This is a genomic window from Synechococcus sp. BA-124 BA4 (assembly GCF_034931165.1).
In genome coordinates, this window is the sequence record NZ_JAYGIA010000058.1 from 1 (window position 1) to 13,071 (window position 13,071).

The 13,071-nt window shown below is 62.7% G+C and carries 15 protein-coding genes; 7 read left to right on the forward strand and 8 right to left on the reverse strand.

Annotated features, from left to right (window positions below):
• Positions 1 to 212 precede the first annotated feature (212 nt).
• A complete protein-coding gene (locus VB734_RS06545; protein WP_323243167.1) occupies positions 213 to 476 on the forward strand; it encodes a type II toxin-antitoxin system prevent-host-death family antitoxin in 264 nt (87 codons plus the stop codon).
• Positions 473 to 877, forward strand: coding sequence for a type II toxin-antitoxin system VapC family toxin (locus tag VB734_RS06550; RefSeq protein ID WP_323243168.1), 405 nt, complete (start codon positions 473 to 475; stop codon positions 875 to 877). The genes VB734_RS06545 and VB734_RS06550 overlap by 4 nt, the downstream gene beginning before the upstream one ends.
• A 118-nt stretch (positions 878 to 995) precedes the next feature.
• On the opposite strand, the gene VB734_RS06555 is transcribed toward VB734_RS06550, so the two are convergent.
• The 6 genes from VB734_RS06555 to VB734_RS06580 form a co-directional block, all read right to left on the reverse strand.
• Positions 996 to 1,439, reverse strand: coding sequence for a TA system VapC family ribonuclease toxin (locus VB734_RS06555; RefSeq protein WP_323243169.1), 444 nt, complete (start codon positions 1,437 to 1,439; stop codon positions 996 to 998).
• Positions 1,436 to 1,675, reverse strand: coding sequence for a hypothetical protein (locus tag VB734_RS06560; RefSeq protein ID WP_323243170.1), 240 nt, complete (start codon positions 1,673 to 1,675; stop codon positions 1,436 to 1,438). The genes VB734_RS06555 and VB734_RS06560 overlap by 4 nt, the downstream gene beginning before the upstream one ends.
• A gap of 36 nt (positions 1,676 to 1,711) precedes the next feature.
• Complete coding sequence (gmd, locus tag VB734_RS06565; RefSeq protein ID WP_323243171.1) at positions 1,712 to 2,866, reverse strand: GDP-mannose 4,6-dehydratase; 1,155 nt, start codon at positions 2,864 to 2,866, stop codon at positions 1,712 to 1,714.
• Complete coding sequence (locus VB734_RS06570) at positions 2,823 to 3,755, reverse strand: IS481 family transposase (protein ID WP_323243172.1); 933 nt, start codon at positions 3,753 to 3,755, stop codon at positions 2,823 to 2,825. Before VB734_RS06570 ends, gmd begins: the two co-directional genes overlap by 44 nt.
• Before the next feature lie 211 nt (positions 3,756 to 3,966).
• Positions 3,967 to 5,136, reverse strand: a complete 1,170-nt coding sequence (locus VB734_RS06575; protein WP_323243173.1) for a hypothetical protein — start codon at positions 5,134 to 5,136, stop codon at positions 3,967 to 3,969.
• A complete protein-coding gene (locus VB734_RS06580) occupies positions 5,133 to 6,194 on the reverse strand; it encodes a glycosyltransferase family 4 protein (RefSeq protein WP_323243174.1) in 1,062 nt (353 codons plus the stop codon). The genes VB734_RS06575 and VB734_RS06580 overlap by 4 nt, the downstream gene beginning before the upstream one ends.
• A gap of 213 nt (positions 6,195 to 6,407) precedes the next feature.
• On the opposite strand from VB734_RS06580, the gene VB734_RS06585 reads away from it, so the two are divergent.
• From VB734_RS06585 to VB734_RS06605, 5 genes are all read left to right on the forward strand, one after another.
• On the forward strand, positions 6,408 to 7,268 hold the full coding sequence (locus VB734_RS06585) for a fatty acid desaturase (protein WP_323243175.1): 861 nt from the start codon (positions 6,408 to 6,410) through the stop codon (positions 7,266 to 7,268).
• Positions 7,252 to 8,373, forward strand: coding sequence for a glycosyltransferase family protein (locus tag VB734_RS06590; protein ID WP_323243176.1), 1,122 nt, complete (start codon positions 7,252 to 7,254; stop codon positions 8,371 to 8,373). Before VB734_RS06585 ends, VB734_RS06590 begins: the two co-directional genes overlap by 17 nt.
• Before the next feature lie 76 nt (positions 8,374 to 8,449).
• Complete coding sequence (locus tag VB734_RS06595) at positions 8,450 to 9,469, forward strand: KpsF/GutQ family sugar-phosphate isomerase (protein WP_323243177.1); 1,020 nt, start codon at positions 8,450 to 8,452, stop codon at positions 9,467 to 9,469.
• Entirely contained in the window at positions 9,466 to 10,311 is an 846-nt protein-coding gene (gene kdsA / locus VB734_RS06600) for a 3-deoxy-8-phosphooctulonate synthase (protein WP_323243178.1), read from the forward strand. The genes VB734_RS06595 and kdsA overlap by 4 nt, the downstream gene beginning before the upstream one ends.
• The gene (locus VB734_RS06605; protein WP_323243179.1) at positions 10,262 to 10,891 is read left to right on the forward strand and encodes a phosphatase; all 630 of its coding nucleotides are present in this window, start codon (positions 10,262 to 10,264) and stop codon (positions 10,889 to 10,891) included. Before kdsA ends, VB734_RS06605 begins: the two co-directional genes overlap by 50 nt.
• A 20-nt stretch (positions 10,892 to 10,911) precedes the next feature.
• Here the strand turns inward: VB734_RS06605 and kdsB are convergent, their stop codons facing one another.
• Entirely contained in the window at positions 10,912 to 11,712 is an 801-nt protein-coding gene (gene kdsB, locus VB734_RS06610; protein WP_323243180.1) for a 3-deoxy-manno-octulosonate cytidylyltransferase, read from the reverse strand.
• A 218-nt stretch (positions 11,713 to 11,930) separates the two neighbouring features.
• On the reverse strand, positions 11,931 to 13,071 hold a 1,141-nt coding region (locus VB734_RS06615), incomplete at its 5' end, for a mechanosensitive ion channel family protein (protein ID WP_323243181.1).

Here is a 13,071-nt window from a genome sequence, read left to right on the forward strand (position 1 = left end):
CTCGATTCATCGTGGCTGCAAGAGGCGCATCTGCACCTCCGGAATGACAGCCCGTCATTCCACCCTGTTCACCCTCTGATCAGGGCATTCGGGCCCCGGGTTTTACACCACGCAAAGGGACGCGGCCTGATCAGGGCAGGCATCAGCGTCGGCCTCCTGCTTGGTCCAGAATCGGACTAACCTGGTAGGGCCACGTGCCATTGGTGCTATCCATGACCGCTGTGCCGCAACGCATCGTCAATGTGCATGAGGCCAAGACCCAGTTTTCACGTCTGATCGATGCAGCCCATGCGGGCGAAACGATCGTGGTAGCCAAAGGCGGCAAGCCCTGGGCGCGGCTGGTGCCGCTTGAGCCTCCCCATGCACGCCGCGTTCCAGGCGTCCTGTCGGGCAAACTCAATTTGCCGCCTCTGGAGGTGTTGCTTGAGTCGCTGCCTGAGGAGGAGCTCGCTGCGATCGAGCAGCCTCTGCTGTGAGCGGTAGCCATCCAGCCGAGCTGTTGCTCGACACCCATGCCTTGCTGTGGTGGCTGGCTGAGCCCGATCGTCTTTCGCCAGCGGCCTATGGGGCCATTGCTGACCCTGGCAACCGGGTGCATGTGAGCGCGGCGTCTGGCTGGGAGATCGCCACCAAGGTTCGCCTTGGCAAGCTGCCCGTGGCCAACGAATTGCTTGAGGATCTTCCCGAATTGCTGGCAGCCCAAGGGTTTCAGCTGCTGCCGATCACGCTCCTGCATGGCTTGCATGCCGGCGGTTACACCCTGGGCCATCGAGACCCATTCGATCGGCTGCTGGCCGCCCAGGCCGAACTGAGCGGTCTCACCCTGGTGAGCCTCGATCCTGCGTTGCGGGCTTTTCCCTGTTGCTTGCTCTGGTAGCGCCATCACCCCTCCCTCGCTCCCACCACATTGAAGCCCTTCAGGCGGGCCGTCGAGTCGTTGAGGGCTGTCTCCCGATCGAGCGAATCGAGCTCGTGGTGCGTGGTGGTGCTGGTCATCACTGCACTCCTGGCAGCGCCAACCGCGCCAGGCCCTGAAACCGCTCAAAATCACGATCAAAACTCACCAGACGCCAGCCGTTGGCGATGGCCACGGCGGCCAGGTAGGCATCGGTGCAGAGACGGGCCGGCACCTCAGCGCTGCGCAACAGCTGGTGAAACACATCCCAGCCCCCCTGCTCTGGTATCGCAAGGCTCACGCCCGGCTGCATGCAGAAGGCCTCTAGCAGAGCGGAAGCTTCTCCGGCGGTCTTAACCGCCGCGCCCATCAGCTTCGGCTGACACACGAGCCGCACCAGCCCGAGCGCGGTGACCGTGCAGAACAACACCTGTTCTCCGGCCTGCTGCTCCCAGTAGCGCAGGGCCTGGCGGTGATGGCAGTGGTCAGGGCAGGCCAGCGCCAGCCAAACGTTCAGATCCGGCAGGTCGGCTGCGGTGTTCACGCGTCGAGCAGGTCGAACAGCGTGGCATTGCTCAGGTGTTCGCCAGAGATGGCCAAGGGCCCCTCCACGCGCGGCAGCGTGTGCGTCGAACGCTGCGAACCTGAGCCCGCGGGCGTGGCGTTCAGGCCCAGCTCCACGTAGCTGCGCAGCAGCTGCTTCAGGGTGAGGTGCTCGCTTGCTGCGCGGGCCTTCAGGCGCGCAAACAGCGGATCCGGCAGCTCGAGGGTGGTGCGCATTACAGCTCGGCAAAGCTGTGCGCATCTTAGTGCGCATCAGCCGGGCCCTCCAGCGGCGGCCACGGCCGATGGGTTGGTGGGTGGGTTTTCCATCGACCCCACCACGTTGAAGCCCTTCAGCCGCAGGATCGCCTCCTTGCGCGCTTCCTCCTTGTCGGCCGCCACCATCTCGGCCACCAGTTCCTCGAGGGTCGTGGTGGGCGTCCAACCCAACTTGGCGTGGGCCTTGCTGGGATCCCCCAACAGCGTTTCCACCTCCGCCGGGCGGAAATAACGGGGATCGATCCTCACTACCACCTCACCGCTACTGCGACGCCCCACTTCTTCTATACCGCTGCCTTGCCACTCGATCGCACCCCAGCCCAGCTCAGCGGCGGCCAGCTCAATGAAGCGCCGCACCGATTCCTGACGGCCCGTGGCGATCACAAAGTCTTCCGGAGTGCCAGGCTGCTGCAGCATGCGCCACTGCATCTCCACGTAATCCCTGGCATGGCCCCAGTCGCGCAGGGAGTCGAGATTACCCATGTAGAGGCAACCCTCAAGGCCCTCGTTGATGCGGGCCAGGCCGCGGGTGATCTTGCGGGTCACAAACGTTTCGCCGCGCCGCGGTGATTCGTGGTTAAACAAGATGCCGTTGCAGGCATACATGCCGTAGGCCTCGCGGTAGTTCACCGTGATCCAGTAGGCATAGAGCTTGGCCACCCCGTAGGGGCTTCGCGGATAGAAAGGCGTTGTTTCCTTCTGGGGGATCTCCTGCACCAGGCCGTAGAGCTCACTGGTGCTGGCCTGGTAAATGCGGGTTTTATTGCTTAGTCCCAGCATTCGCACCGCCTCCAGGATGCGCAGGGTGCCCAGGGCATCGCTGTTGGCGGTGTATTCAGGCGCTTCAAAACTCACCGCTACATGGCTCTGGGCCCCCAGGTTGTAGATCTCATCGGGTTGCACCTGCTGAATGATCCGAATCAGGTTGGTGCTATCAGTTAGATCGCCGTAGTGGAGGCTGAGCCTTGGATCGCTTTCATGGGGATCCTGGTATAGGTGATCGATGCGGGCGGTATTGAAGCTGCTAGCCCGCCTTTTGATGCCGTGCACAGAGTAGCCCTTCTCCAGCAACAGTTCGGCTAGGTGTGCTTTCCCACCAGGTTGTTCATGCCTGCAGCTGAGCGAGCCGCTGTTGGGGGGTGAGGCCACCCAGGGCCATGTGGCACCTGCGGCCGTTATAGATCCGCAGGTAGGCAGGCAACAGCTCGTTCCTGCCGGCCGAGCTGCCGTAGGGCATCACGTAGGCCCACTCCTCCAGCAGGGTCTTGATGAACCGCTCGGCCTTGCCGTTGGTCCGGGGGGTGTAGGGCCTGGTCTTCTTCGCCTTCAATCCCAGGGCCTGGCAGGCTTTTCGCCACCCATGCGACTTGTAGGCCGAGCCGTTGTCGCTGAGCACCCGTCGGCACTCGATTCCCTGGCCGTTGAACCAGGCCACCGCACGGCTCAGGAAGCCCACCGTGGTCGGGCCCTTCTCGTCGGGCAGGACCTCGACGTAGGCAAGACGGGTGGCGTCATCCACGGCCACGTGGACCTTCTCGTAGCCAGCCCCGGGTGAGGAGCCCTTGCGCGGATCGCCGGTGATCCGGTGGCCGACCCGCTCAAAGCGGGCCAGTTGCTTGATGTCGACATGGATCATGTCGCCCGGCTCCTCCCACTGGTACCGCTGCACCGGTGGTTTGGGATCGAGGTTGCGCAGCCGGTTCAGCCCCAGGCGCCGCATCGCCCGGGCCAGGGTGGTGATGGGCACCATCATCAGTCGGGCGATCTTGCGGAGGGTGCAGCGCTGGTGCCTGAGCTCCACGGCCTGCTGCAGTTGCTGCGGATCAAGCGTCCGCCGCTGGCTGCGGCGCACACTCCGTCGATCCGCCAGGGCCGTTGGCCCGCCTGAACGGAAGCGAGCCAGCCACTTGCGGGCGGTGCGCTCACTGATCCCGTGGTCGGTGGCCAGCTGGGCAAGGCTCCTGCCCTCCTCGAGGTGCTGGCGAATGAGGCGTTCCCGACCGATCGGTGTCAGGCGGGCGTTGGGGTGTGTATGCATGGAGTGTGAGGTCTGGGGCTGTTGGGTCGCACCACAACCCTGTCGGCCTCACACCCCTTTGTCAGCCGGAACAACCTGGTGGCACTACACAGCTAAGGTAGGAAGGAACGCAGTCGATGGAACAAAGCGGCATGGCTATCAGATAAGAATCAGATGGCTCGGTGTGGGATGCTTATACTCAATGTCTTTTATGATTAATTAGCCATCACCATCAACTCGCCTGAGGAGACCGTTCCAGCCAATGACCAATGGGCGCGATCTGGCGCACAGCGGCCATTTTCAAGCGACGCGCCAGGCGGATCCGTCGTTGCTTTCTGGCCAGGCTGTCGCAGTAGAAGGACTCCTCGACCGTTCTGCTGTTGATGGCTTGGAGGTGACGCAGGCAGCTCAGAGCGTCGCAGAACCGTCCGTTGCTCCAGTTGAAGTAGCGGGGATAGTGCCCCAGCATGATGGCTGCCATTTGATCAAGGTTCAGCGGTCTGTGGCGCTCGGGCTGGGGCGCCCAGTCGTTGGTAAGGCCCCAGCCCGCATAGGCTGGAGTGCCGTAAGTGTGAACGGGTTTCCCGCGGATCAGGGCTTCGAGTCCCGCTGTGGAGGAGATCACATGCACCGCATCAACGGCATCCATCCAATGGCTGATGTCGCCGTCGCAGGCCAGTTGGTCACAAAGCTGATGCCAGAGGTAGGCACGATTTCCCCGAAGATACCCTTTGCGCACATCATTGGGATGGGGACGGTAAATGATCCATGCCTCTGGGTGCTCCTCTCTGATGGCCTGGAGCAGGGCCTTGTTGCTGCGGATAGGGCTGAGACTGTGGCGTAGGGCTTGGTCCCCCTCCACCTGGCCTACGGCCAGGATCGTGGTGCGGTGGCTGGGAGGCGTTGCCGTGGCATCAAAGGCAGGCCGGGTAAGGTTGCATTTACTCAGCCGATGCTCGTGGATGAAAGCCACCAGCTCCTGGCCCAGCCGTTCGTTTTCGATTGTCAGTGGGTGCTCGTTGAGTAACTGTTGCAGTTGCGATGGAGACTTGGCATCGTAATGAACCCCAAAGTGATCAAGCAGCAGGGAGTAGTAGAAGCTGCCGGTGAGCCCCAGCCCGCGTGAGCTGATGAAGCCATCTTCAGCCGTGACAATCTTCAGGTGGGGATGGGTGGTTAGAAGTTCGTTGGGGATGGTCGTCTGGCGACCCCATACAAGCAGATGGTCAGCCTCGCGGTAGGCCGATGGACGCCGTGGCAACCGTGTGCAGAAGCGAAGGCTTGTGGCGCCACGAAGATACTCCTGCAGCACCACCCTCTTCCAGCGACGAGCCACAACACAAAGCCAGCGGCCATGGTTGCTGGCAAGGGTGGAGGCATGGACATCGATGGCGCTGTTCATGATGCCCTCGGTTGCGTGAGAACATGTTGGATGGCGTCGAGATAGCGGGGGGTAAGGCTGCTCCATTCAAAACGACTTTCCACCCAAGCAGCCGCCTGCTCGCTTTGGCGCTGCCGCTCTTGGGACGTCAAGGCTACCTGGGTGTCAATGGCCTGTGCGAAGGCCTCAGCATCACGTGGTGGAAGCAAGAATCCATTGGCGCTGCTGATGACATCCGTAATGCCATCAAGACAACTGGCCAAAGTGTATAGGCCATGGAGGCCAGCTTCCAGCAAGACAATGCCGAATCCTTCCATGTCACGATTGATACGAAGGTTCGGCATTACAAAAAGGTCGGCCTGTCGATAGACCCTGGCGAGATCATCATCTCCTAGGAGCCCCAGAGGAAATACTCTGTGTCGTAGGTCACGCTTTTCAATTGCCCGTTCAATTTCCATGGCCTGAGGTCCATAGCCAACCAGCCATAAATGGACATGCTCCGGCAAGAGAGGCATCACGGCATCAACAAACCAGGCGTAACCCTTTCGCGGTATCTGGCGCCCCACGGCCAGGCAAACAAATATACCCGGCTTTCTGGTCGGTAGCTTTGTATTGGTGGTGGAGAGCGAGGGGGGGGATTGCCACCGCGAGCAGATGCCGTTGGGCAGCACCTGCAGCCGATCAGTGGCATAACCCCGATCCAGGCAGGCCTTTGCGGTGGCTCGGCTCACGCAGATCACCCCGTCCAGCTGGGCCAGGCTGCGCCGGATCCACCACTGCGCGATCGCTGGCCCCTGGGTGATGTCCAGCCCATGGGCGATGGCCATCAGCCTGAGTCCCCGTCGCCGCATGAGTGGGGCAAGAAGCGGTAACACCAGCGCCGGATTCAGAGAGGCGAACAGCACGACATCGGCGCGCCACAGCCAGACCCGCTGGATCAGCTGCCAGGGTGAGGCCAGGAAGAAGAGCGGGACCCGCCAGCCGATCTCACGGCTCGGGCAGGCCAGCACCATCTCGCTAAGCCTGAGATCCTCCAGGCTCTCCAGCTGGGCGAGGAGATCCCGCGCCGCCCGTTGCATGCCCCCCACGTTGCTGCTTGGGGATCGAGCCGGCGCCATGCAGTGACTCACAAACACGAGCCGCAGGGGGCGTTGATTCATGAGACTCTTAGGCCCGTCAAGCTGTTGCGCCGATTGCGACCGAACCTTAACCCAGCTGGATTTCTGCCCTCGCCCACCGGCAAGCAGCCCCACCCGGCCAGGCGGCGCCAGTTGCTTCGGCAGGTGCCAGAGGTGAAACGCCTCTGCAGGCCTTACCCGATCACGGCTCTCTGGATCCTCGCCCTGGTGGCTACCCAGTGGGGCCTGGCTTTGGGGGCGGTCCCCAGGTTGCCCTGGCCTGCTGTTGCGCTGCTGGTCTGGCTGGTGGGTGCGCCCGTCAGCCATGGTCTGTTCGTCTTGATGCACGATTGTGCCCATGATCTGGTGTCGCGCCATCGCTGGCACAACCAGGTGCTGGCGATTGTCTGCGACCTGGCCCAGACCATCCCCTCGGCCGCCAGCTTTCGGCGCTATCACCTACGCCATCACGCGGCCATGGGGCAACTTGGGATCGATGCGGATCTGCCCACGTCCTTTGAGGCACGCCTGGTGGGTAACTCTTCATGGCGGAAGGCCCTCTGGATGTGTTGTTACAGCGTCAGTGAAGCCTTTCGTCCATTCTCCAGTCAGGCGATGGCTGGGCCCAGGGGTTGGTTGGCCCTGAATTTCCTACTGGTTCTGGTTGCCGACCTGCTGCTGCTGACGGCGGGAGGTGGTGTGTCCCTGGCCTATCTGCTCGCCTCCACCCTGGTGGCCCTTGGGCCCCATCCGCTCGCTGGACGCTGGCTGGCGGAACACTACGTGTTCTTCCCAGGGCAGCAAACAGCGTCCATGTATGGGTGGGGCAATCGCCTTGCGTTCAATGTGGGCTATCACACCGAGCACCATGATCTGCCTTCGGTGCCATGGGTTTCTCTGCCCTGCATCAGGGAAATGGCTCCTCATCTTTATCGTCAACCGTCCCATCGATCATGGGGAGGCTGTCTCTGGAGATTCATCACGGATCCCACACTCTCGCCTTATGCCCGGTACCTGAATGAGCGCTCCTCCTAAGCCGCTGCTCATTTATGGAGTCAATGGAGATGGCCGCGGACATGCCGCCAGGGCCCTGGTGCTGGCTCCTTACCTGCGTCCCTACTACCGGTTGGCGTTTCACAGTTCACAGGACGCCTTGGCCCTGTTGCGCCAGAGCTTTGTGAACCAGGACGACATTGCCTTCGTTGAGATTTCCGGTACTCGTTGGATCTATCGGCATCGACGCATCTCCCCTTGGCGATCAGCCCTTCACTTCCTGGCCCAGGCGCTCTGGGTGTTTCCTTGGGAAGCGAGGCGCCTGGTGCACACCTGGCGTGACACTCCTCCCGCTGGAGTGATCTGTGATTTCGAACCTGTGGTGGCACGTGCAGCTGCGCTGGCAGGCCTGCCCCTGGTGGCCTTGAGCCACCAGCATGCGATGGCCGTGATGGATCCGGCGAAGCTGGGGTTGTGGCCGTTTCAGCAATGGATCTATCGCCTGTATGCCTGGCTAAACACACCACGCTTCGGGGCCTTGGTGATCAGCTCCTTTTTTCAGCTGCCGCTGCGAACACGTGCATCGCCGACTTTGGTCGTTGGTGGTCTGCTTCGGCCAGAACTGCTGCAGCTCAGTCAAGGGGATCAGCGGGTAGAGGGAGCTCCTCTGGCCTATCTCCGCCGCCAATGCCCGCCTCAGCCGGTGTTGATCGGCCTCCAGCAGCTGGCTCCCGGCACGGTCGTTTTCGGGCTTGATGACTCTCAGGGGCTGGCATTTTCTCGGCTGAGGTTTTGCCCGGTTGATCCCAACGGCTTTCTGATCTTTCTGGCTGCTGCTCCCTTCCTGGTAGCGGCCGCTGGCCATCAGTTGCTCTGCGAAGCGATGGAATTGCAGAAGCCTGTCCTGGCCCTCTATGAGCGTGCCCATGATGAACAGCGACTCAACGCCCGACTATGGGAGCGGGCTGGGTATGGCATGGCGGTGGAGCTCGAGAGCTTCGAGACCCATCATCTGAAGGCCTTCATCGAGCGTCTGCCTCGCTACCGGTGTGCCCTTCAGCAGCGCGTCGGCGCCCAGGACAATGCCCCTGCCACGGCTTGCTGGATGCTCCGCCAGCTCCAGGCTCCGCCCTCAGCCTGGCGGTAGCCCCTCACGGCTCCCGCCGTTCCTCAGGGGAAGGGGCCCAGCTGGACTGAGATGATGGGGATCCCCGGTCGTTGCCGTGTCTGCCCTAGCTCGATGCCTGCTGGAAGAAGCGGCGGCCATCGCGGCTGCAGCTGAACGCCTTGATGCTGCACAGGTGGAGGCTGCCCTGGCCCTGCTGGCCAGCTGTCGCGTTCACCGCAGCAAAGTGGTGCTGTCGGGAATTGGCAAGAGCGGGATCGTTGCCCGCAAGATCGCGGCAACCTTCTCTTCCATCGGCCTGACGGCGGTTTTTCTCAATCCGGTGGATGCCCTCCATGGTGACCTCGGCATCGTCTCGGGTTGGGATGTGGCAATGCTGCTTTCAAACAGTGGAGAAACGGAGGAACTTCTTGCCATCCTTCCCCACCTGAAACGGCGTGGGGCCAGTTCTATTGCCTTGGTAGGCCGGGTTGCATCAACTCTGACCAAGCGCTCTGATGTCGTCCTGGATTGCTCAGTTGACCGCGAGGTGTGCCCGCTGAACCTGGCCCCGACCGCCAGCACGGCCGTGGCCATGGCCGTAGGAGATTCCCTGGCCACGGTGTGGATGGAGCGGGCGGGCATTTCCCATGCCGACTTTGCCGTCAATCACCCCGCCGGGATGCTGGGTCGGCGTCTCACCTTGCTCGTGGAAGATCTGATGGTACCTGCCCAGGAAATCACCCCCTTGTCGCCCGATGCCTCGATGTCACTCGTGATCACCCAACTCACCAAGGGAAGCCTCCGTAGAGGTAGCCTGGGTGCCACTTGGGTCCATCGGGAAGGAGAACCGCTGCATCTGGCGGGATTGATCACCGATGGAGACCTTCGCCGTGCCCTTCAGCGCTATGAACCGCAAAACTGGGGGTCTGTGACAGCCGTTCAGATGGCTACGTTCGACCCTATCACCGTGGCTCCGACAACTCTTGCTGCTGAGGCCCTTGAACTGATGGAACGGAATCCGAGACAGTCCTTATCCGTTTTGCCCGTCGTCCATCCCGATCACCCTTCCAAACTCCTTGGGTTGCTCAGACTCCATGATCTGGTACTTGCCGGTCTAAGCGCTGTGGAACGATGAACCTTCCTGGGCCAGGAACGCCATCTTTACGCCTGATTGCGGGTCCATGTGTGATCGAGAACCGCGACCTAGTCTTTCAGATAGCTGATCAGGTCAGCAGCCTTTGCCAGCGCCTTGGCATCGATTATGTCCTCAAGGCCAGTTTCGATAAGGCCAACCGCAGCTCCGGCCAGTCCTACCGCGGTCCTGGGTCCGAAGAGGGTCTGACAATTCTAGCCGAGGCGCGCGAGCATTTCGGGGTGCCGGTGCTCACCGATATCCACGAAAGCCATCAGGCTGCTCCAGCCGCTCAGGCTGTAGATGTGCTGCAGATCCCGGCCTTTCTCTGCCGCCAGAGCGACCTGCTGGAGGCCGCCGCCCGGGCGGTCGCCGGCACCGATAAAGCCGTGAACGTCAAGAAGGGCCAGTTCCTCGCACCCTGGGACATGGCCCCGGTGGTGAACAAGCTGGCCGATTTCGGTCTGGATGCCGGCAGTGGCCGGCTGTGGCTCACCGAACGAGGCAGCAGCTTCGGCTACAACACCCTGGTGGTCGACTTCCGCAGCCTGCCTCAGTTGAAGGCACTGGGTTGCCCGGTGATCTTCGATGCCACCCATGCGGTGCAACAGCCTGGAGGGCGGGGCAGCACCTCCGGCGGCCAAAGGGAGTTTGTGTCACCGCTGGCCCGGGCCGCTGTGGCGGTGGGTGTGGACGGTTTGTTCCTGGAGGTTCACCCGGATCCGGAGCATGCCCTCAGCGACGGGCCCAACATGGTTCCGCTGCACCGGTTGGAGGCGTTGTTGCGCCAGTTGCTTGACCTCCGCGCCATTGTGGCGGATGGCACAGCAGACAGTTCACTCTGAGATGAGCAGTCTGAGCGGACTGGGTCTCCTCTCGCTGCTGAAGCGACGACTTCTCACTCCTCGACTTCGCCAGATCAGATTGTTGGTCTGTGATGTGGATGGGGTACTCACCGATGGCGGCCTCCTCTACGACGAGCATGGCCGGGTACTGAAGCGGTTTGACGTACGTGATGGACTGGCGATCCGCATGTTGGAGCGCGCCGACATCACCGTGGCCTTGCTGAGCGGCGGCCGCAGTGGCGCCATTGAGCAACGAGCGGCTCATCTTGATATCCAGCACTGCCATGTGGGTGTGGCCGACAAGCAACAAGGCTTGGTGAGGCTGCGAGCCGAACTTGGTATGGCGCGCGACCATACCGCCTTCATTGGCGATGATCTCAATGACCTGGTGGTGAGGCCGGTCGTCGGTCTGCTGGTGACGCCGGCCGATGCTGCCCGAGGGCTGCGGCGCCAAGCCGATTGGGTGTTGCGCAGCAGAGGTGGTGCAGGCGCACTGCGCGAGTGCGGTGAAGCCCTGTTGGCCAGCCAGGGCTTGCTGGCAGCTATTCACCGGGATGGTTGGAGGGAGGGCAACCCCTGATTCGGGTTGTTCGTGTGGGTTCAGGGACTTGGTCCCATCACGGCGCGAGCCTGTTCCAGTTGGGCGAGTGTATCCACCGAAAGGCAATCTTTCTCCACGCTAAAGGTGGCAACGGGAATGCCGGCCTCGATCAACTGTAACTGCTCCAGCATCTCCAGCTCTCCCATGGTTGAAGGGGGCAATTCACTCCAGCCGGCAAGGACATCAGCTCGGTAGCCGTAGATCCCCACATGACCCCAGTAAGTGGTACAACGGTGCCACTGATCCGGGTTCAGGTCGCGCACATGTGGAAGTGCACTGCGGGAGAAGGTGATTGCCCGGCCATCGGAAGAACGCAACACCTTGACCACATTCGGGTCGTGGATCTTTTCCGGACCGAGTGAGTAAACTGGAGTGATGACTGGTACCCAGACCTCCGTGGAGTTTGCATCAGCGGCGAGTGCGATCATCTTTTCCAAAATCGTTGGATCCAGCAGGGGCTGGTCAGCCTGCACGTTGATCACAAGGGTGTGCTCTGTTGCCGCGCCGCCGGCAGCCACCAGTTCCTCCACCACGCTGGCCAGCCGCTCGCTGCCGCTGCAGCAGCCTTGAGATGTCTCCAGGGCTTTGAATCCCCACCCTCGGACTGCCGTCAGCACCTCGGTGCTGTCGCTGCAGGTAAGCAGCGCCGCCACGCCTCGTGCTTTGCTGCAACGCTCCAGTACGTGGCGCAGCATCGGCTGGCCGGCGATATCGGCCATGACCTTTCCAGGCAAGCGAGAGGAGGCCAGTCTCGCTGGTACGGCCACCACAACAGCTGATTGGGATCTTGGCTCGGTCATCCGTGGTTCTTCCACGCCCCGTGGACCGGAGCATAGGTGTCCCTGCCGCGGACGCGTTCGCCCCAGTCGGTCCATCATCATGGCGGTCAGCAAGCTGTGCAGAGTCGAGAGGAAAGGGCTCTCTGAAACGGGGTGCCCTCGGCTAATTCGACGGCCGACCCGGAGACCTTGGGGGGGCGTTCTCGAGCAACCTGTGAAGGTGAGGGCGTATGCAACACTCAGGAGTTGTGTGCTTCTGCGCGCTGTGCATTCGATGGAGCGGGGGGTCGCTCGATCACGATATGCGTGAACGGCAGGGTGATGCCCAGCTCTCGGAACCGCTCGATGGCCGCCGCCATCACGGCGCTGCAGATCCTCCGGTTGGCGAAGGGGCTGTGGATCCAGAACTTCACCACGTAATCGCCGCCGCGGTCCCCCACCCCCTGCACGTAGGCCTTCGGCGGCGGATGGCTCTCCACCCCATGGACGGCGGCGGCGATCTCCTCCAGCAGGGCCAGAATCGTGGCCGCGGGCTGGCCGGCATCGACGCAGATGGCGATCTGGGTGAGGAAGCGGGTGCGGCCGACGCTGAACTCCACCGTGCTGGTGTTGAAGAAGGTCTGGTTGGGAATCACCAGCTCGGCGTTGTCACGGTCGCGCCAGAGCCGGGTGGCCCGCAGGCCGAGCCGGCGCACCTCGCAGAAGTCGCCGTCCAGGGCGATGATGTCACCCGGCCGCAGGGAGCCTTCGAACAGCAGCCACAGACCGCTGACGAAGTTACCGAAGACCTCCTTGACCCCGAAACCGATCCCCACCGACAGCCCCCCGGCGATCGCCAGCAGGGCGTTGCTGTTGAAGCCGATCGTTTCCAGCACCGCCACGGTTCCCACGGTGATCACCGCGTAGCGCACCATCAGACCGATGGCGCGCGTGCTCACCCGCTCCAGGGCGAAGCAGCGCTTCAGCAGCCAGGCCACCCCCAGCGACGGTGGCCCTGAGGCGACCAGCAGCAGGTAGAGCACCACCACCAGCCGCGTCACGTCGCCCACATTCACGTTCGCGCCCATCCAGCGGCCCAGGGGGATCAGGGCCAGCTCGGCGCGGGTGTCCAGCTCTTCGATCAATGTCCACAGCAGTCCGGCGAGCAGGAACGGCCGGATCAGCAGATGGCGTAGCGGCTGGATCTGGTCCTCGGGAAGCCAGCGCGCGGCCCGACGCAGCACCAGCTCCGACACCTGCAGACCAGCCACGACGGCGATCAGCAGGACGGCGAGGGCCGTCGGCTGGCGGGCGATGGTCAGCAGCCCCCAGCCCAGGGCGGCCAGCGCCGAGGTGGCCGCGAGTTCGAGCCACCCGGACCGGCCGCCCGGCCCATAACGG